The organism is uncultured Parolsenella sp., assembly GCF_958346945.1.
Taxonomy (GTDB): domain Bacteria; phylum Actinomycetota; class Coriobacteriia; order Coriobacteriales; family Atopobiaceae; genus Parolsenella.
On sequence record NZ_CATVTL010000008.1, the window covers coordinates 1 to 19,478 of the forward strand.

General features: G+C 67.3%; 17 protein-coding genes and 2 tRNA genes. 5 read left to right on the forward strand and 14 right to left on the reverse strand.

Annotation, left to right across the window (positions count from 1 at the left end):
* The 7 genes from Q3866_RS05640 to Q3866_RS05670 form a co-directional block, all read right to left on the reverse strand.
* The coding region (locus Q3866_RS05640) for a hypothetical protein (RefSeq protein ID WP_301830288.1) at positions 1-207 on the reverse strand (207 nt) is incomplete at its 3' end.
* Positions 208-425: 218 nt separating this feature from the next.
* Positions 426-1,160 (reverse strand): MarR family transcriptional regulator, encoded by a 735-nt coding sequence (locus Q3866_RS05645; protein WP_301830289.1) that lies wholly within the window; start codon positions 1,158-1,160, stop codon positions 426-428.
* 117 nt (positions 1,161-1,277) lie between these two features.
* A complete protein-coding gene (gene argS / locus Q3866_RS05650; protein WP_301830355.1) occupies positions 1,278-3,119 on the reverse strand; it encodes an arginine--tRNA ligase in 1,842 nt (613 codons plus the stop codon).
* A gap of 141 nt (positions 3,120-3,260) precedes the next feature.
* Positions 3,261-4,736, reverse strand: a complete 1,476-nt coding sequence (locus tag Q3866_RS05655; RefSeq protein WP_293824752.1) for a nicotinate phosphoribosyltransferase — start codon at positions 4,734-4,736, stop codon at positions 3,261-3,263.
* Positions 4,737-4,780: 44 nt separating this feature from the next.
* Positions 4,781-5,089 carry a hypothetical protein gene (locus tag Q3866_RS05660; protein ID WP_301830292.1) on the reverse strand — a complete coding sequence of 103 codons (309 nt, stop codon included), beginning with the start codon at positions 5,087-5,089 and terminating at the stop codon, positions 4,781-4,783.
* A gap of 71 nt (positions 5,090-5,160) precedes the next feature.
* Positions 5,161-6,201 carry a radical SAM protein gene (locus Q3866_RS05665; RefSeq protein WP_301830294.1) on the reverse strand — a complete coding sequence of 347 codons (1,041 nt, stop codon included), beginning with the start codon at positions 6,199-6,201 and terminating at the stop codon, positions 5,161-5,163.
* A 103-nt stretch (positions 6,202-6,304) separates the two neighbouring features.
* A tRNA-Ala gene (locus Q3866_RS05670) sits at positions 6,305-6,380 on the reverse strand.
* A gap of 742 nt (positions 6,381-7,122) precedes the next feature.
* Here Q3866_RS05670 and Q3866_RS05675 point away from each other — a divergent pair.
* Positions 7,123-8,349: a glycosyltransferase family 4 protein gene (locus Q3866_RS05675; protein ID WP_301830356.1), complete on the forward strand. Its 1,227-nt coding sequence runs from the start codon at positions 7,123-7,125 to the stop codon at positions 8,347-8,349.
* Between the two features lie 365 nt (positions 8,350-8,714).
* Here the strand turns inward: Q3866_RS05675 and rplT are convergent, their stop codons facing one another.
* From rplT to infC, 3 genes are read right to left on the reverse strand one after another with little or no spacing between them, the layout of a single operon-like run.
* Positions 8,715-9,080: a 50S ribosomal protein L20 gene (gene rplT, locus Q3866_RS05680; RefSeq protein WP_073293985.1), complete on the reverse strand. Its 366-nt coding sequence runs from the start codon at positions 9,078-9,080 to the stop codon at positions 8,715-8,717.
* 45 nt (positions 9,081-9,125) lie between these two features.
* Complete coding sequence (rpmI, locus tag Q3866_RS05685; RefSeq protein WP_293673937.1) at positions 9,126-9,320, reverse strand: 50S ribosomal protein L35; 195 nt, start codon at positions 9,318-9,320, stop codon at positions 9,126-9,128.
* Position 9,321: 1 nt separating this feature from the next.
* Positions 9,322-9,891, reverse strand: a complete 570-nt coding sequence (gene infC / locus Q3866_RS05690) for a translation initiation factor IF-3 (protein ID WP_365903640.1) — start codon at positions 9,889-9,891, stop codon at positions 9,322-9,324.
* Between the two features lie 320 nt (positions 9,892-10,211).
* Between infC and Q3866_RS05695 the strand changes: the two genes are divergently transcribed.
* The 3 genes from Q3866_RS05695 (at position 10,212) to Q3866_RS07815 (ending at position 11,975) form a co-directional block, all read left to right on the forward strand.
* Positions 10,212-11,255 (forward strand): RsmB/NOP family class I SAM-dependent RNA methyltransferase, encoded by a 1,044-nt coding sequence (locus tag Q3866_RS05695; protein WP_301830297.1) that lies wholly within the window; start codon positions 10,212-10,214, stop codon positions 11,253-11,255.
* A gap of 86 nt (positions 11,256-11,341) precedes the next feature.
* Complete coding sequence (locus Q3866_RS05700) at positions 11,342-11,776, forward strand: type IIL restriction-modification enzyme MmeI (protein WP_301830298.1); 435 nt, start codon at positions 11,342-11,344, stop codon at positions 11,774-11,776.
* Positions 11,691-11,975 (forward strand): type IIL restriction-modification enzyme MmeI, encoded by a 285-nt coding sequence (locus Q3866_RS07815; protein WP_367881373.1) that lies wholly within the window; start codon positions 11,691-11,693, stop codon positions 11,973-11,975. The genes Q3866_RS05700 and Q3866_RS07815 overlap by 86 nt, the downstream gene beginning before the upstream one ends.
* Before the next feature lie 74 nt (positions 11,976-12,049).
* On the opposite strand, the gene Q3866_RS05710 is transcribed toward Q3866_RS07815, so the two are convergent.
* Positions 12,050-12,550, reverse strand: a complete 501-nt coding sequence (locus tag Q3866_RS05710; RefSeq protein WP_301830299.1) for a CarD family transcriptional regulator — start codon at positions 12,548-12,550, stop codon at positions 12,050-12,052.
* A gap of 210 nt (positions 12,551-12,760) precedes the next feature.
* Here Q3866_RS05710 and Q3866_RS05715 point away from each other — a divergent pair.
* Positions 12,761-12,844, forward strand: a tRNA-Leu gene (locus Q3866_RS05715).
* A gap of 252 nt (positions 12,845-13,096) precedes the next feature.
* Here the strand turns inward: Q3866_RS05715 and Q3866_RS05720 are convergent.
* From Q3866_RS05720 to recJ, 3 genes are read right to left on the reverse strand one after another with little or no spacing between them, the layout of a single operon-like run.
* On the reverse strand, positions 13,097-13,783 hold the full coding sequence (locus Q3866_RS05720) for an MBL fold metallo-hydrolase (protein ID WP_301830300.1): 687 nt from the start codon (positions 13,781-13,783) through the stop codon (positions 13,097-13,099).
* A gap of 2 nt (positions 13,784-13,785) precedes the next feature.
* Entirely contained in the window at positions 13,786-16,140 is a 2,355-nt protein-coding gene (locus Q3866_RS05725) for a bifunctional (p)ppGpp synthetase/guanosine-3',5'-bis(diphosphate) 3'-pyrophosphohydrolase (protein WP_301830301.1), read from the reverse strand.
* Positions 16,133-19,477 carry a single-stranded-DNA-specific exonuclease RecJ gene (gene recJ, locus Q3866_RS05730; protein ID WP_301830302.1) on the reverse strand — a complete coding sequence of 1,115 codons (3,345 nt, stop codon included), beginning with the start codon at positions 19,475-19,477 and terminating at the stop codon, positions 16,133-16,135. Before recJ ends, Q3866_RS05725 begins: the two co-directional genes overlap by 8 nt.
* Between the last annotated feature and the right edge of the window lies 1 nt (position 19,478).

Here is a 19,478-nt window from a genome sequence, read left to right on the forward strand (position 1 = left end):
CTGGGCCTGCTGCGCCTGGTGCTGCTCGGGCGCGGGCTGCTCGTCCTTGCGCTGGCGCGCCTTGCGGCGCTTGGGAGCGGGCGCGTCTGCCGCGGGCGCGGAAGGGGCCTGGGGCTGCGAGACGGCCTCGGGCTGGTCGACGACCTTGCGCGTGCGGCTGCGGCGGCGTTTGGCCGGCTGGGCAGCCTCGTTCTTATCTTCTGTCACGTGTGGGAATCCTTCGTGTCTGGCGCGTGGGGCGCCTCCCCGGACCCTGCCCTACCCGCAACGCAGGTGGACGCGCGGCACGCGACGAGCATGGGCGCAAAACCCATAGGCTCGCAGCCCGCGACGCGCGACAGCGCGAGGTGTGGAATGCAAGACAAGCTGGGGAACGTGGGAATGGCCGCCAGGGGCGGCGTGGGCAAGAAGCCCGACACGGCAGACTATAGCACGGAAGATTTGCGCGCGCGAGCACGAGCGGGCCTAAACTCCGCAACCTGCGCCACGAGCTTCTCGGCACGGGCTCGGCCAGACTCGGTAATCGCAATCGAGAGGGCCGCCTGGCCCGGGGTGTCGCCGCGCTCGATGTAGCCGGCGCGCTTGAGCGACGAGACAGCCATCGAGACGGTGGGCTGCAGCAAGCCCAGGCCGTCGACGAGCCCGCCCACCGAGCCCAGGCCGTCGCCATCGTCGCTGCAGAAGGCAAGTTGCATAAGGACGAGGTCTGCCGAGGAGAACGAAATCTGCGCGGCGCCGTCGATGATGCGCATCATGCGCTCGTCGGTGCAGCGGCCCAGCGGCATGTCGGTCTTGATGTTGCGACAGACGTCGGCCACCATGCGGCGGATGGCCACGACGCCCGTCGAGGACAGGTGGCAGTAGACGTTTCGCCTGTCGCGCTCACCGGGCTTGCGCTCGATGAGCGCGAGCTCGGCCAAGTGGCCCGTCCTGTGCGTCATCGTGGGGCGCAAAACGCCCTGGTACTCGGCTATCTGCGACGTGCGCAGAGGGCCGTTCACGTTTGCCAGGTGGCACAGTATTCCCAGCTCGTCAAAGGTAACGCGGCTGGTAGCAGGCGTGGTCTGACGCACAAGTCCATAGGCCCTACGGACAGACAGATACTCACACACCTTCACGAAAAAGACCCCCGAGTAATCCTCGTAACCAGTCTTTAGCATACCCCTAATTGGGGGAAGTATCGCAATAAATTAAGGGATTAGAAGAATTCTTTTTCGCATAGATGGGCCCCGCAGCTGCACGCGACGGGGCCCATCAGGATCGGTTGTGTATGAACGCTACATGCGCTCGGGCGCCGAGACGCCGATGAGCGAGAGGGTGAGCGCAAGCACACGACGGGTGGCGTCGCAGGCGGCGAGACGGGCCTGGGACAGCGCCGGGTCGACCGGACGGCCCTCGCTCGAGAGCACCTGGCAGGCGGTGTAGAAACCGTGGAAGGCGGCCGCGAGCTCCTGGGCGTAGTGCGTCAGGCGGAACGGCGCGCGGTCACGGGCGCAGCCTTCGACGAGCTCGCCGAACTCGCCCAGCTTGCGGGCAAGGGCGGCCTCGGTGGGGTCGGCGAGCACCGACAGGTCGCAGTCGAGGGGAACGGCGCGGGAGGCAACCTCATCCATGCCCAGCTGCGCGGCCTCCTCGGCCGTGACGCCGGCGGCGCGACGCAGGATCGAGCAGATGCGGGCGTGGGCGTACTGCACGTAGTAAACCGGGTTGGAGTTGTCCTGGCGCTTGGCGGCCTCGATGTCGAAGTCGATCATCTGGTTGGAGCTCTTGGAGACGAGCGTGAAGCGCGTGGCGTCGGCGCCAACCTCGTCGAGCAGCTCGCGCAGCGGGACCATAGTGCCCTTGCGCTTGCTCATCTTGACCGGGTGGCCACCGCGCAGCAGGTTCACGAGCTGGCCGAGCAGGACCTCGAACTTGCCCTCGTAGCCCAGGGCGTCGGTGGCGGCGCGCACGCGGGCGATGTAGCCGTGGTGGTCGGCGCCCCACACGTCGATGACGTGGTCGACGCGCTCGTACTTGTTCCAGTGGTAGGCAACGTCGGAGGCGAAGTAGGTGTAGGCGCCGTCGGCCTTCACGAGCACGCGGTCCTTGTCGTCACCGAAGTCGGTCGAGCGGAACCACAGGGCGCCGTCCTTCTCGTAGAGGTAGCCCTGCTCGCGCAGGCGGGTAAAGGCGCGGTCGACGGCGCTCGTGCCACTCGCGTCCTTCTCGTAGAGGGAGCGCTCGGAGAACCAGACGTCGAAGCTCGTGCGCATGTCGGAGCAGGTCTGGGAGATATCGTCGAGCATGAGCTTGTAGCCGCGCTCGCGGAAGGAGAGCATGCGCTCGGACGCGTCGGCCTCGACCCAGCGGGTGCCGTCGGCCTCCATGAAGTGGGCGGCGAGGTCGATGATGTAGTCCCCGCCGTAAGAGTCGGCGCCGAGCTTGGCCTTGAAGGCGTCCATGTAGGGGTGGGAGTCGGGGTGCTCGTCGGCTTCGTCCTCGACGAAGGCGCGCCAGTCGGCGATGAGGGCCTCGTGGGCGGCGTGGGCGTCGAGGCCGCGGCTGCCCATGATGTCGGCCAGCTGCAGGTAGCGCTCGGACACGGAGTTGCCAAACGTGTTCATCTGGTTGCCGTGGTCGTTGACGTAGTACTCGCGCTCGACGTCGTAGCCGGCGTGCTCGAGGACGCGCGCGAGCGAGTCGCCGAGGGCCGCCCAGCGGCCGTGGCCAATGTGCAGCGGGCCCACCGGGTTGGCCGAGACGAACTCGACCTGGACCTTCTGGCCCTGCCCCAGGTTGCAGCGGCCAAAGTCGGCGCCCTGCTCGCGCGCGGTGCGGAAGACCTCGTTGCCGGCGGCGGTGGAGAGGTAGATGTTCACGAAGCCGGGACCTGCGACCTCGACGTGGTCGACCTCGGGGGCCTCGGGCAGGTGCTTGGCGATGGCAGCGGCGATGTCGCGGGGCGCCTTGTGGGCGAGCTTGGCGCTGCGCAGCGCCACGGTGCTCGTCCAGTCGCCGTGAGAGGAGTCGGCCGGGCGCTCGAGTCCAAGGTCAGCGACCTCGAACTCGGGCAGCTCGCCCGCGCGCTGGGCCTCCTCGACTGCCGCCCGAACCAACTTCTCGATCGTCTCGACCACGATGCATCCCTCCGACACGAAGCGACCCCCGCGTGGGGGCCGCGAAAATTGCAGGTACGCCGCTTGACGCGGACTGATTGAGTTTAGCAAAAAGCGCACGCGCGCACGGCCTGGGCCGGGGCGCGCCACGCGAGGCACACGCTAGCGCTGGGCAGCGCGCTCCTCACGCACGAGGCGAGCGCGCAGCTCGGCCAGGTTGCGCTCGACGCCCACCGGGTAGACCTGGGGGTTGAGGAAGCGGCGCACGGCCGGGTCGAGGTGCATGAGCGCGTCCTTGCAGCGTCGCTTGGCGGCCTCGAGTTCGTCGGGGTCGCCGGCGCGCCTGCCATGCTCGACCATCTTGACGAGCAGGTCGTGATGCGTAAGCCCCGTGAAGTCGTAGCTCGTCTCGGAGTCGGTGACGCAGGAGGCGTCCGCGAGCGTGGGCGCGTCGAGGGTCTCGTCGTAGATGACGTCGCCCACCGGGCAGCCCGCCTCGTCATAGAAGCGCGCCACCTGCTGCACGCCCGGAATGGTGCGCTTGTAGGCGACCTCGGAGAGCTTCATCGTGGGGCGCCACGCGCTCTCGCCAGCCTTGCGCACGGCCGAGAGCTTGTAGACGCCGCCGAGGGACGGCTGCGGGTCGCACGTGGCGAGCTTGGTGCCCACGCCAAACGAGTCAATGGGCGCACCTTGGGCAAAGAGCGACTGGATGGTGTACTCGTCGAGGTCGTTGCTGGCGCTCACCTTGACGTAGGGAAGGCCGGCCTCGTCGAAGGCGCGGCGGGCGTACTTGGAGAGCTTGGCGAGGTCGCCCGAGTCGATGCGCACCGCGGCGAGGCGCTCGCCGGCAGCCTCCATCTCCTTGGCGACCGTCACGGCGTTGGCGATGCCCTGGTGCACGTCGTAGGTGTCGACGAGCAGCACGCAGTTCTTGGGCATCGAGCGGGCGAAGGCACGGAAGGCGTCGATCTCTGCGGGAAAGGCCATGACCCAGGAGTGGGCGTGGGTGCCAAACACCGGGATGCCGTAGATCTTGCCGGCCAGGCAGTTCGAGGTCGAGCTCGCGCCGCCCACGTAGGACGCGCGCGCCACGGCAAGGCCGCCGTCGGGGCCCTGGGCGCGACGCAGGCCAAAGTCGGAGACGGCGTGGCCCTCGGCCGCCTGGACCACGCGGGCCGTCTTTGTGGCCACGAGCGTCTGGAAGTTCACAAGGTTGAGCAGGGCCGTCTCGATGAGCTGGCAGGCGGCCATGGGTCCCTGGACGCGCACGATGGGCTCGCGGGGGAAGACGACCTGGCCCTCGGGCACCGCCCACACGTCGACGTCCATGGCGAAGGTGCGCAGCCACTCGAGGAAGGCCGGCTTGAACATTGCGCCGCCGCCGGGGGCCGAGAGCGACCCCAGGTAGGCGATGTCCTCGTCGGTGTAACGGAAGTTCTCGACGAGGTCGGCGATCTGGCCGGTGCCGCAGGCGACGGCATAGCCGCCGTCGAACGGGGCGTCACGGAAGAAGACCGTGAAGCAGGCCTCGGCGTCCATGAGGTCGTTCTCCCAGAACCCCTGGGCCATCGTGAGCTCGTAGAGGTCCGTGTTGAGCGAGACGTCGGTGGGCTTGGTGACATCAGTGAGCGACATTGCGCACCCTCCTTGTGGATTGGTTCGAAGCTGCCGGCGGCGCGCTAGCCGGAGATGAGGCCACCGCCCACGAAGCTCATCACGAACACGGCGACGATGATGGCCAGGACGAGCAGCACGAGCTTCTGGCCCAGCGGCATCTTGAGGTCCTCGTCGGGCTCCATGTACTCGCGGGCACGCTCGCGCCTCTCGGCGTCGCGGGCCATCTGCTCGGCTTCGGCCTGCTCGGCGCGCAGGCTCTCGAGCTCGGCCTTCTGGGCGGCGTTGCGGGCGGCCTGCTCGCGGGCGGCCTTCTCGGCGCGAAGGCGCTCGAGCTCCGCGCGCTCCTCGTCGGTAAGCGGTGCGTCTGCCATCTCTACTCCTCACGTTGGGCCCACGCGGGGCTTGAAGAACCGTCCCCTAGTCTAGCCGTTATGCGCGGTCGCTAGTCACCCGCGGGCGCGGCGAGCTCGGGGCCGTCGACGCCGGTGGCATCGAAGGCGGGGACGAAGCTCTCGGAGACCGTGCCGCCCTGCTGCCACCACATGCGCTCGAAGCCCAGGTCGTCGGCATGGTCGAGCACGGCCTCGTACTCCTCGTCGGTCACGGCGCGGGCGAGGTCTCCCCCGCGCTCGCGGCAGGCGGCGTTGGGCGTGTACTGGTTCATGACCGAGAGGTCGACCTCGTTGCCGGCGAGCTCCCACACGCGGTCGAGCACGGCCATCGAGTCGTCGACGTGACCGGGCAGGACGAGGTGGCGCACGATGGTGCCGCGCAGCATGTGGCCATCCTCCGCGTTGGTGGGGCCTCCATGAGCGCGCACCGAGGCGAGCATCTCGACAAGGGCGGCCGCCGCGACCTCGGGGTAGTCTCGGGCGCGCGAGAGCCGGGCGGCGAGCGGGCCGCTCGCGTACTTGAAGTCGGTGAGCCAGATGTCAACCACCCGCGAGAGCAGGCGCACGGTCTGGGGTGTCTCGTATCCGCCCGTGTTGCACACGATGGGGATGGCGAGGCCCGCCGCACGCGCGCGCAGGGCGGCGTCGACGACCTGCGGGGCAAAGTGGCCGGGCGTCACGAGGTTGATGTTGAGGGCGCCCTGGCCCTGCAGCTCGAGCATCATCTGGGCGAGGCGCGCCACCGTGACGTCGTGGCCAAAGTTGCCGCTGCTTATCTCGGCATTCTGGCAAAAGACGCAGCGCAGGGTACACGACGAGAAGAAGATGGCTCCCGACCCCGCCTCGCCCGAGATGGGCGGCTCCTCCCAGAAGTGCAGCGCCGCGCGGGCCACGCGCAGGGTCGCGGTGGCGCCGCAGGCACCGCGCGCGCCGGCGGCACGGGCGGCCCCGCAGGCGCGCGGGCACAGCTCGCAGCGCTCGTACTCCTTGGGGGCCGGGGCTGTGATGGGTCCGCATGCCAACACGGTCTCCCCAGCCGCTTCCCTCGCGGAGTTGGGCGAGGCAGGCCCGCCTTGCTTCACGTCTTCCATGGTTGCCTCCCCCGCCGGCCAACGTCGCGGACCCGCATGCGGCGCGGACGCGACGTCTCGATACAAAAAGAGCGGACCACAGTGTGGCCCGCTCGGCAATTCCTGGTGGAGACGAAGGGAATCGAACCCTCGGCCTCTGCCATGCGACGGCAGCGCTCTCCCAGCTGAGCTACGTCCCCAGGCGCGTTTGCGCGTAGGTAATTGTACCGTGCCCCGCGCCCGTGTCAATCGAGAACTTTTGGGGCAAGGGGAACGAGAGGAGCGCGCCCGTGGTCTCCCCCCCCCAACACAAAATCCTAGGAAAACGCCTTTATCGCTATCCGTTAATAGCACTTGTCGCCATTTTCCTAGGATTTTGTGGATAAGCGAAGCGGGGGCGGAAGAGTGAGACGTGGGCTGTGGGCGAGCGGCGCAACGGGTCTGAAGGGTGGGCTGTGGGCGAGCGGCGCAACGGGGCTGAAGAGTGAGACATGAGTGAGCGAAGCAGAGGGCAGACGAGCGAGATGAAATTGCTCGGCCTAGCATCACGCCGCGCGACCGCTCGCTCGGCAACAAAAAAGCGCCCGGATGGGCGCTTGGGCAGACGATAACGTCGCCCCCCGCAGGTGCGATAATGAACCCACCTCTCAAAAGGTGGGTGCCCTCGCCGGCTGTTCCAGCTTCCCCCAAACGGAGGATGCCTGTACTGAGCTCGGTATATGGGCTCCCAGGAAACGCTTGTCGGTTCACCCAGTTTGCCCTGCGGGGAGCTGACACCTCCACTATACCCAAGCCATTCGTCGGTTCCAGTCTTGACATGCGCGCTCCCCACAAAACCAGCCGCGTGAGCTGCACTTCAAGCTGGTATCATGAATTTACTTGTATCTATTGGATGACCCCGAGACGCCCGCGCGCCATCGGGCGAAAGGCTGCAACGTTTTGGTGACGAGATGGTGGATTCCCTGTGCCCTGCTGTTCCTTACGGCACTTGTCGTGACGCTCGTCGCCACGCCCCTCGCCCGAAAGATCGCCACTCGCCTTGGCGCCGTTGACAAGCCCTCTAAGCGCCGCATCAACAAGGTCGCCATCCCCCGCATGGGCGGCATCGCGATCTTCCTGGCGCTGGCAGCGGCGGTCCTGGTGCAGTACCTCGGCACCAGGTACCTCGGATGGCCGCTGGTCCTTACCCCCTGGCGCTTCTCGACCGTCGACTACCCTCTGCTGGGCGTGTCGTTCCTCGTGATCTTCATCACCGGCGCCATCGACGACGTCCTGCAGCTCAAGCCCCTCGCCAAGCTCGCCGGCCAGGTGCTCGCCGCCGTCATCGCGGTGTGCTCGGGCCTCACCGTAGGCGTCATCATGAACCCGTTCGGCCACGGCGAGATCGTGCTTGGCTGGCTCGCCTACCCCATCACGGTGGCCTATCTCGTGGCCTACGTGAACATCATCAACCTCATCGACGGCCTGGACGGCCTGGCCTCGGGCATCACGTTCATCTCGAGCTGCACGCTGTTCTACATGGCTGCGCTCTCCAACAGGCTCGACTCCGCTGCCATCGCCATCTCGCTCGCCGGCGCCACGCTGGGCTTCCTTCGCTACAACTTCAACCCGGCGTCGATCTTCCTCGGAGACTCGGGGTCGCTCCTGCTGGGCTTTGCCCTGGGCACCGTCTCGCTGCTCAACGTCACGCGCGTGGCGGGCCTCACGACCCTCATCGTGCCGCTCGTCATCTCGTTCGTGCCCATCGTCGACACGTTCTCGGCCATCATCCGCAGGAAGCGCGCCCACGTGAGCGTGGGCCAGGCCGACAAGGGCCATATCCACCACAGGCTCATCCAGGACGGCTACAACCAGCGCCAGGCCGTCGTGCTCATGTACCTGTGGACGGCGATGCTCAGCATGGGCGCCATCATCATGACGCAGATCGAGGTGGCACCGCGCATCGTCGTCTTCTGTCTGCTCATTGGCGCCTCTTTTGCCTTCGCGGCGCACCTGCACCTGTTCGACCCGGTGCTGCTGCACCACTACAACCCCAAGAGCGGCGAGGACGAGCTCGTGTCGCCCGACGACCCGGCCTTTGCCGTGGAGCAGGCCCGCATCGAGGAGCACGCCGAGGAGCGCCGCGAGGACTTCGTGGAGCGCCTTCTCCACCACGACGACGAGAAGTAGCTGCGGGGCCCCTCTCGGCGAGAATCGCTTCATTTGTCCGGCGTGCCGTTCTCGCCCAGCCAGCGCGGAGCAGGCCTATTGCGAGAATATCGAAGTACCAGGGGCGCGCTTTAGTCGCGTCAGGCACGTGGCTCAATAGCCCAACGCGCGCCCAATGCCGCGTGCGCAACGCAACAGACACGGCAACCTAAGGGCGCGTTTTAGTCGCATCACGCACGCGATTGCCCTGCCAAACTAGGCGCACGGCTGCCCCGACAAGCTCCACCGGCACGCGAATCACGCCCACATACGCGTCAGCTGCCATGCCGACACAAAAAGGCCCGCACGCTTGCGCGCACGGGCCTCGTTAGAGCTAAGGGTGACGCTTACTCGGCGTCGGCGATGGCCTTCTTGGCGACCTCGGCCAGAGCGGCGAACGCGGCCTCGTCCTCGTAGGCGATCTGCGAGAGGACCTTACGGTCGAGCTCGACGCCGGCGAGCTTCAGGCCGTGCATGAACGTGGAGTAGCTCATGTCGTTCATGCGGGCGGCAGCGTTGATGCGCTGAATCCAGAGACGACGGACGTCGCGCTTCTTGTTGCGGCGGTCGCGGTACTGGTACTGCAGGGAGTGCTGGACCTGCTCCTTCATACCACGGAAGGTGCGGGAGGAAGTGCCGTAGTAGCCCTTCGAGAGCTCCTTGAGGGTCTGACGCTTCTTACGGCCAGCAACGGCGCGCTTGACTCGTGCCATGTTAGATCAACTCCTAGTGAAAAAATGCGGACAGGCGCGGGCGCGCTACTTGCCCATGCGGGACGAAACGACCTTGACGTCGGCCGGGGCGAGCTCGGTCTCCTTGCGGAAGCCACGGATGCGCTTCTGGGACTTCTTGGTGAGGATGTGGCTCTTGAAAGCCTTGGCGCGCATGATCTTGCCGGTGCCGGTGCGGCGGAAACGCTTGGCCGTACCCTTGTGCGTCTTCATCTTAGGCATGCTAGTTCTCCTTCTTATCCTTATCGCTCGCCTCGGGGGCCTTCTCGTCGAAGGCGCCCTTGATAGGCGCGACGAGCATGTGCATGTTGCGACCCTCCATCTTCGGCTGGCTCTCAACCGTAGCGTAGGGCTTGAGGTCGGCGGCCAGGCGCTCGAGCACATTGAGACCCTGCTCGGGGTGGGCCATCTCACGACCACGGAACATGATGGTCACCTTGACGCGCGCGCCCTTCTTGAGGAAGCGCATGACGTGACCCTTCTTGGTCTCGTAGTCGCCGGTGTCGATCTTGGGACGGAACTTCATCTCCTTGATCTCGACCTTGGCCTGGTTCTTGCGAGCCTGCTTGGCCTTGATCGCCTGCTCGTACTTGTACTTGCCGTAGTCCATGACCTTGCAGACGGGCGGCTCGGCGTTCGGGGCGATCTCGACGAGGTCGAGACCCTGCTCGGAGGCGATGCGCAGGGCATCGCGGACACCAAACAGGCCGAGCTGGGAACCGTCGACGCCAATCAGACGGCAGGAGCGAGCGGTGATCTCCCCGTTGATACGGGGACCTTCGGACTTGGCTATCTTACACACCTTCCCTTCCTTGCGGCGCACCCTCCCGGGCGCCTCGCCGCACGTGTGGCGCGAGACCGGCTGTCCCGTGCCGCAAACCGCCGCGGGCCTCGTCGGCCCGCAACGAAAAACCGGAGCTGCGCTTAGCACAGCTCCGGCAAGATTCAGGTAAACGCCGCCGCATTGGCGACCTATATCCCTATTCCTACCAGACAGCTGCCCTGGGGCGCCGTTCAGGTGGGGTCACAACCTCTGACCCGCTTCACGATGCAGCCTTGCGGCCACACGAATTGATAGTATTGCACTCAGCAAACATACGCGCAAGGAGAAATATGAGTCCCAGACAACGCATGCACAAGAGACACACGAACGGCCAGGGCCGCGCCAATCGTGCGCGGGGCGAGCAGGCGCCCGCCAAGCCGCAGGAGCTCGACGAGGCCACGGGCCTGCCCCTCCACCTCGTCGAGGCCGTGCGCCGCGAGCGCGCCGAGCTTGCGGACACCATCATAACGGGTTGGGGCGAGGCGCGCCCCGTGACCCTGCGTGCTAACACGCTTCGCTCGGATGCCGAGAGGGTCGCGGCGGCACTCGACGAGACGGGCATCGGCTACGCTCGTGTGCCGTGGTACGCAGACGCCTTCGTGCTGGGGGAGGGCACCGTCGAGCGAGACGTCTGGCCCCTCGACGCCTACCAGGCGGGCGAGCTCTACCTCCAGAGCCTCTCCTCGATGCTGCCGCCGCTTGCGCTCTCCCCCGCCCCGGGCGCCGACGTGCTCGACATGTGCGCGGCCCCCGGCGGCAAGACGAGCCAGATGGCGGCCCTGGCCCCCGCCGCGCCGGGCGTGCGGGCGGCGCGCATCACGGCCTGCGAGCTCTCCGCCCCGCGTGCCGAGAAGCTCGAGCACAACCTCGAAAAGCTGGGCGCCACCAACGTGCAGGTCATGCGCTGCGACGCGCGCAGGCTCGACTCGTGGTTTGCCTTTGACCAGGTGCTGCTCGACGCGCCCTGCACGGGCTCTGGCACGGTGCGTACGCACGACGACCACGCCGCGCGCTACCTCACGCCCGAGCTCGCGGACCGCGTGGAGCGCTCGCAACGCGCACTTCTCGACAAGGGCCTCGAGGTGCTGAAGCCCGGCGGCGCGCTCGTCTACTCCACCTGTTCGATCCTCGCGCGCGAGAACGAGGACGTCGTGGAGTGGGCGCTCTCGCGTCACGGCGACTGCGAGCTCGCGAGCGTCGAGGTGGGTGGCCTGACAGACGCGGGCGACCTTACGCCCACCGTGCTGCCCACGCGCCTTGCCGGCACTCTCACGGTGTGCCCCAGCAGGCTCTACGAGGGCTTCTTCGTCTCGAGGATCGTCAAGCGCGGCTAGGTACGGCATCAGCACTCTCGCAGACTTACTGTCCCGCAATACCCGTACAATCAACCTGGTGTACGCGACATGCGAGAGATGCAGATATGCCAGGCATTAAATCTGATGCAGTAGCCTTTTCCCGCAAATGGGCCAACAGGGGCAACGAGAACCAAGACACGCAGCTCTTCTGGATCGATCTCTTTCAGCATGTCCTGGGGCTTGATGACGCCGTCTCTCGCCTGGAGTTCGAGAAGCCCGTCTCCACGGCGGCGAGCACGCACGAGGGCTACATCGACGTCCTCATTCCCTCGGCCAAGACCCTCGTCGAGCAGAAGTCGCTTGGAATCGATCTCTCCAAGGTAGAGACGAGGCAGGGCCGCAAGGTAACGCCCGCCCAGCAGGGACTGGCCTATGCGCAGGGAATGCCGCTCTCGCAGCAGCCACGCTACATCATTGCCTGCAACTTCGCCGAGTTCTGGGTCTACGACCGCACAGGCCATACGAGATATCAGTTCCGCCTCCGCAAGAATTCTTTCTGAGCGGGAAAACAATGCGAACGCCACGCTTGCCGATCTATATGATCCGAGCTTTATGCCAAAAGGACTTAGGATGGCTCACGCGGAACTCGATGCAGCGGTTGAGGCTGCCTATGGCGTGGACTTCAACGGAGACGAAGAGAAAATCGTCGCTCACTTGTTTAAGCTCTATGCAGAAAAGACCGGAGAAGAGGGCCAATAATAACAAGCGGCAACAAAATAGCGCCGCACTCGTTTTCAAAACGGGTGCGGCGCTTCATCTTGGCTAATAAAAATTTACGCCTGCTCCTCGAGGGCGTGGCCACGCTCCTCGAACATGCCCTCGACCTCCTCGGGCGTCGTGTCGAGGGCGCAGGCGAGCTCCTCGAGGGAGCGCTCGCGGGCGTCGCGCAGGACGCGGGCAAGGTAGGAGCTGGGCTTCTTGGAGCAGGCCTCCGCGGCGGCGATGCGCTCGAGCATCGTCTTGGTGACGCGCAGGCTCTCGGGGATGCCGAGCTTGAGGCGCTGCTTGAAGTGCTTCTCCTCGAGGCCCGAGTTGCGGTCGGAGAAGGGATCGCACGTAAGGTCGCCATAGCCGTCAATGGCGGCGAGCGCCTCGTCGCGGCTCACGGGCGGGTGCAGGTTCTTCTCGGCCTGGGCGGCGGGGTACATGAGACGCGCGGCACCACGGCCGCTGCCGGTCTCGAGGATGAGCATCGGAGAGGGAGAGTCCTCAAAGCCCACGACGGTGCACAGGCCCTGACCAGGATGCATGACACGCTCACCAATGGAAAACATCGCTACCTCCGCTATGGCCACGTCGCTTGGGAGCGGGCACTACTCACTTTTCACACTGGTATAAGATTAGCACCAAATTTTTGAATAACCGCAGGTAAATTCGTAAGGTCTCCGCATTTTGGGGCATACTTACACGTTTGCGCCCATTCTGGGGGCGCCACTTTCGCTATACTTCGATTCATTGTGGGACCGCGCGCGGCCACCTCAATCGCCCGAGTGGTGGAATGGCAGACACGGAGGTCTCAAAAACCTCTGGGGAAACCCGTGCGAGTTCGACCCTCGCCTCGGGCACCACGCATAGGAGAAGGCCCGGACGCAGCCAACCTGCCGTCCGGGTCTTTTTTGTGCCCCTAGGCCTGTAAGCCACAGATTACGTGTCGCACAGCCTCGCTCTCAGCCGCCAAGCAACCGTCTCGCCGAGCACCTAAATCTACGCGTCACAGCATTCGGCACCCGCTTTTACGCGCTCGGAAGCCTCCTAGCGCGTAAAAGCGGGTGCCGAATGGCGAGAGACGCGTAATGGCGGGTGCTCGCCGAGGTGCCCCGCTACCGCAGGTAGGGGTTGGTGGCGAGCTCCCAGGACATCGTCGTGTCGTCGCCGTGGCCGCAGAGCAGGTGCGTGGATGCGGGAATAGTCGTGGCCAGCAGGCGCAGCGACCTCATGAGGGTGGGCGTCGAGCCGCCGGGAAGGTCGGTGCGGCCGGCGCTTCCGGCAAACAGGGTGTCGCCCACGAAGGCGAGCCCCGCCGCGGCGTCGCGCCCAACGAGGCAGACGCCGCCCGGCGTGTGGCCGGGCGTGGGCACGACCTCAAAGCGGGCCTCGCCCACCCCGATGACGTCGCCCGCGGCGAGCAGCTGGCTGGGCGCGGGCGCGTCGTCGTCATACTCGATGCCAAACGCGTGCGCGCTGCGCGCCACCTGGGCAAGCTCGGCGTCCTCGGCGCTAATGGCGAATGGGGCGCCCGTGGCCGCCACGAGGGCCGCCACGCCACCCACGTGGTCTGCGTGGCCATGCGTCGCCGCCACGAGGGAAACCTTGACGCCGTCGAGCGCAGACGCGATGCGCGCGCCCGCCGCGCCCGGGTCGATGACCAGGGCCTTGCCCGCGCAGACCGCGGCGTAGCAGTTGGTCGAGAAGGGAGACACCTCGAAGCGCCTCAGCTCGAGCGTGCCGTCAGCCATGGCCGGCACGTCGTCGAACGACACGGTGCCCTTGTCCCAGAAGCGGCTCATCGCTACCTCCCGTGAATCGAGTTTGCGCCCTCGCCGGGCATGATGCGGCGCGCGTCGTAGACGCTCGGCACGCGACCCACGGTGGCGAGCAGCGTGTCGAGCAGGGTCGCGTCGCTGATCGCGATGAGGAAGCGCAGCTTGGCGACGCCCCGGGGGCTCGTGTTGGTGGCGGCCGACAGGATGTTGCCGCCCGCGTCGCCCACGGCGATCGTGACGTCCTTGAGCAGGCCCATGCGGTCCGTAGCCTCGACCATGATCTCGACCTGGAACTGCGTGGCGCCCGAGGCGTCCCACTCGACCTCGATCATGCGCTCGGGGTGCGCCATGAGGCCCTTGACGTTGGGGCAGCTGGAGCGGTGCACCGACACACCGCGCCCGCGGGTGATGAAACCCACGATGTCGTCGCCGGCCACCGGGTTGCAGCAGTGCGCGAGGTGGACGAGAAGGTCGGAGTCGCCCTTGGCAATGACGCCGCAGCTGGCGCGGCGGCGCTTGTCGGCGGCCCGTGCCCGCGAGGGGCGCGGTGCGCTCATAGGCGTGGCGGCCGTCTCGAAGAACTCCTCGCGGGCGGCGTTTGCCTCGGCGTTGGCGCGCTGCTGGGCCGCGAGCATCTCGGCAGGCGACCCCTCCTCGAGGATGGCCTGCACCTTGTTGGCGATCGACTTGGCGGTGAGCTTGCCGTTCGCGATCGCGGCGAGCATGTCGTCGGTCTCCTTGAACGACAGCGACTCGCTCACGCGCGCGAGTGCCTTGGTCGAGCGGGGCGTCGAGATGCCGTAGCCACGCTTGCGCAGCTCGCGGGCGAGCTCGCCGCGCCCCGCCTCGGCGTCGTCGGACTTGGTGGAGGCCGCAAAGTACTTGCGGATCTTCGAGCGCGCCGAGGGCGTCACGACGATGTTCATCCAGTCGCGGCTGGGCTTGGAGTTCTTGTTGGTGAGAATCTCGATGCGGTCGCCCGTGGCGAGCGGCTTGGTGAGCGAGACCACCGAGCCGTTGACCTTGGCGCCCACGCAGTGATTGCCCACCTCGGTGTGGACGGCGTAGGCGAAGTCGAGCGGCGTCGAGCCCGCGCGCAGGTTCATGACCTCGCCCTTGGGGGTGAAGACGAAGATCTCGTCGCCAAACAGGTCGACACGCAGGTCCTCGAGGAACTCGTGCGGATTCTCCATGTCGCCCTCGACCGTCCAGTCGAGGCTGCGGCGGATCCAAGAGATCTGCTTGTCGACGCTCTTGTCGTCGCCCGTCATGTCACCGCGCGAGTTGCCCGAGCGCTTGTAGAGCCAGTGGGCGGCAATACCGTACTCGGCCTGCTCGTGCATCTCGACGGTGCGCAGCTGAATCTCGATGGGGCGTGCCTCGGGGCCCACGACCGTCGTGTGCAGCGACTGATAGCCGTTGGGCTTGGGCGTGGCGATGTAGTCCTTGAAGCGGCCCGGCAGCGGGTGCCACAGCGAGTGGACGGCGCCCAGGGCCGAGTAGCAGTCTCCCACGCTCTGCAGGATGGCGCGCAAGGCGATGAGGTCGTAGATGTCGGAGAACTCCTTGCCCTTGCGCTTCATCTTGAGGTAGATGCTCCACAGGTGCTTGGGGCGGCCCGTGATCTGGAAGTCTCCCAGGCCCACGCGACGCAGCTCGTCGGTCAGGGTCTTGATGGCCTCCTCGGTGTCGCGCTCGCGCTGGTCACGCGAGTCCTGGACCATGCGCGCGATGCGCTGGTACTCCTCGGGCTCGAGGTAGAAGAAGGCGAGGTCCTCGAGCTCCCACTTGATCGAGGAGATGCCGAGGCGGTCTGCGAGCGGGGCGTAGACGTCCATCGTCTCGTGGGCCTTGAACGTGCGGCGGTCGGGCGGCAGCGCCGCGAGCGTGCGCATGTTGTGCAGGCGGTCGGCGAGCTTGATGATGACGACGCGGATGTCACGGCTCATGGCGAGGAACATCTTGCGCAGGTTCAGCGCCTGCTTGGCGTCCATCGAATCGACCTCGATCGAGGTGAGCTTGGTGACGCCGTCGACGAGCTCGGCGACCGTCTCGCCAAAGAGCTCCGAGAGGTCGGAGAGCGTGGCGGGCGTGTCCTCGACCGTGTCGTGAAGCAGCGCCGCGCAGATGACGTCCTCGTCCATGTGCAGGTCGTGCGCGAGGATGAGGGCCACCTCGACGGGGTGGTTGATGTAGGGCTCGCCGCTGCGGCGCTTCTGGTCGCGGTGGAACTGCGCCGCGAAGCGGTAGGCCTCGTCGACCTTGGCCATGCCCTCGGGCGATAGGTAGCGCGTGCAGGTCTTCCTCAGCAGCGGATAGTCGTCGGCACCGATCTCGGGGGCGCCTTCGGGCGGCGCCTGAACATGCTTCGTCTCAGCCATGCGTCACTCCCCCCTCGCTTCTCGCCCGCGTCCCGGTGCTGGGAACGATGGGGCGATTGATGTGTGCGAGCAGCTCGTCAGCCGTGGCCGAGAGCGCCCAGTTGAAGAAGCGCCCAAACTCCTCACCGGAGCGCTTTCCCTCAAGGTATCTGATGGAGCTGTCGAGGTCCATGTGGTCGGGCGAGGCGGCCATGCGGATGCGCCGCGTGGTGCCGAAGCCCTCGACGGCAAGGAAGCCCAGCTCCGCGAAGATCGCGATGCCCGCGGACACCGAGCGCTCCTCCAGGGTGGTGGAGGGCGTCACCTGCAGACAGACGTCGAGCAGCTCGGCGTTGGTGAGGCCGATGGTGTCCTCGCCCGCGTTGGCGGCACGCGCCGAGGTGGCGCGCAGGGCACGCCACAGGCACACAAGCTCGTCTCGGCCCGGAGCGTAGGAGGAGAGGATGCGCTCGTTGACGCGGGCGTCACGCGAGCCAAAGAGCAGGTGGATGGTGGCGGACTTGCCGTCTCGGCCGGCGCGGCCGCTCATCTGGTTGAACTCGATGGCGCCAAATGGCATGTGGTAGAGCACCACGTGGCGGATGTCGGGCAGGTTCACGCCCTCGCCGAACGCGCTCGTCGAGATGATGCAGGTGAGGGCGCCGTCGCGGAAGGCCCGCTCGACGCTGGCGCGCTCGCTGCGCGTGAGGCCGGCGTTGTAGAAGGCGATGCGCTGCCCGATCTCGGGGTTGGCCTTGCGAATGGCGCGGGCCAGCACCACGGACTGCTCGCGCGAGTTGACGTAGGCGACGCACTTCTCGCCCGTGCTGGCGATGGCGATGAGGGCCGCCTCGCGGTCGTGCATCTCGCGCTCGTCGTCGAGGACGAGGTTCTCGCGGCAGGCGTCGTCGACGATGACGTCGTCGATGCGCGCAAGCTCGCAGATCCTGTCGGCGACGGGGTCTGCCGCCGTGGCGGTGACGGCGAGCACGACGGGGTTCGCGAGCTCGTCGAGCACGCGGGGCAGCTCGCGGTAGGCGCTGCGGGCGCCACCGGCCGTCGCGGCCGCGTGGTGGGCCTCGTCAATGACCACGAAGCCCACGCGTCCGCCGTGGGCGAAGGCCTTGGAGTGGATGGCGAGGAACTCGGGCGTGGTGAGCACGACGTCGACCGTGCCCGCGGCAAGGCCGGAGAAGACCTCCTCGCGCACCTCGGGCGTCGACTCGCCCGTGAGCACGCGGGCGGTGAGCCCCAGGGCGGAGAAGGACTCGGAGATGTGGAAGCTCTGGTCTGCCACGAGGGCGCGCAGCGGGTAGACGAAGACGCTCGCATGCCCGTTGAGCACCGCCTCGCGCACGGCGTGCACGTGGAAGATGAGCGACTTGCCGCGCCCCGTGGCCATCACGGCCAGCACACTGCGGCCACGCCCCAGGGCGTCCAGCGCCTGGCGCTGGGCCGGCAGCAGGGCATTGTCGCCGATGAAGGCGCGCACGACGTGGTCTGTGAGCTGGTCTTGCGGCAGCTTGGCGAGCGCGTCGGCACTCGAGGGGCTCGCGACGAGCGGGGCCTCGGGCAGGCCGCCCGCAAGAATCTGGGGCACGCGGGCAAAAAGCTCGCCCGCGATGGCGGGGGCCTCGACACCCGGCGTGGCCTCGCGGTAGATGATGTCACGCACCATGAGCTTGGGCTTCGTGCGGCCCTGCCAGGTCTCGGCGACGGCCTCGAAGACGAGGTCGACGGCGCCCTCGTAGTCGCAGGCGCGCTCGACGTCGGGGGTGCGGAACATGATCGCGGGCACGCTGCTCACGCCGTCGGTGGCGAGGAAGCGCAGGTGCTCGCCCGAACGGCCCACGCGGCTGCGGGCACGCATGACCACGCCGCACGCGGCCAGCAGCGGCACCTTGTTGCCCTGGCCAAAGGGCTTGAGCGCCCCCAGCGACTCGATCGTGGGCACGTCGAGCTCGTCGAGGCCCACGATGGCCGCGACCTCGCCGGTGTCGACGAACTGCTCGGCGGGGAGCTCGGCCAGCACGCCCTCGAGGCGGGCGCGGAAAGCGTCGATGTTGACGGCATCGATCGTGACGCCCACGGCGCCCGCGTGCCCACCAAAGCGCACGAGCAAATCGGCGCACTTCTCGACCGCCTCGAAGAGGTTGACCGAGCCCACGGAGCGGCCCGAGCCATGGGCCACGCCGTCGGAGATGGAGAAGAGGATCGCGGGCACGTGGTAGCGGTTGACCACGCGGCTCGCAACGATGCCCTTGACGCCCTCGTGCCAGCCCTCGCCGCCCACGACGATGGCGCGACCGCCGTCGTAGGTCTCCTCGACCATGGCCATGGCCTGGTCGGCGAGGTCGCGCTCGATGTCGCGGCGGTTCTGGTTGATGGTCTCGAGCTCAGCGGCGAGGCGCGCGGCCTGCTCGGCATCGTTCGAGATGAGCAGGTTGAAGGCCACATCGACGTCGCCCATGCGGCCGGCGGCGTTGAGGCGCGGCACGAGCGAGAACGGCAGGCCGTCGGCCTCGATGGCCGACAGGTCGCAGTTGGCCGCGGCGGCAAGCGCCACGAGGCCCGGGCGCGTCGTGTGGCGCATGCGCTCGATGCCGTCTGCCACCAGCGCGCGGTTCTCGCGCGTGAGGTTCATCATGTCCGAGATGGTGCCCAGGGTGGCGACGTCGGTGTATTCGCGCCACAGGTTGGGGCGCCCGGCGCGGCGACCCAGCTCCTGCACGAGCTTGAGGGCCACGCCAGCGCCGGCAAGGTCGCAGCTGGGGCAGTCGTGGTCGAGCTTGGGGTCGCACACCGGCACGCCCGTGGGCACGAGGTCAGCCGGCTCGTGGTGGTCGGTCACGACGACGTCGATGCCCTGCTCGCGCACCATCTCGACCTCGGCCGCGGCGGCGATGCCGTTGTCGACCGTGATGATGAGGTCGGGGTGGCAGCCCTCGACGACGCGCCCGAGCGCCTCGGCGGACAGGCCATAGCCCTCGCCAAAGCGGCGCGGGATGTAGGGGTGCACCTCGGCACCCAGGTCGCGAAGGCCCAGGGTGAGCAGGCACGTCGAGCTCATGCCGTCGACGTCGAAGTCACCAAAGACGGCGATGACCTCGCCCGCCCTCACGGCGCGCTCCACGCGGTCGGCCGCGGCAACGAGGCCGGGCAGCTCGCGCGGGTCGAGCCAGTCGCGCTCGAGCGAGGGGGTGAGGAAGAGCTTGGCCGCGGCGGCGTCGCGGATGCCTCGGGCCACCATGATGCGCGCGGCGAGGGGCGTCACACCCGTGGCGGCACGGACCTCGTGCTCGGCGGCTATGTCTTGGGGCAGAACGTGCCAGCGGCCGCTCTCTCGCAGGCCGGACATG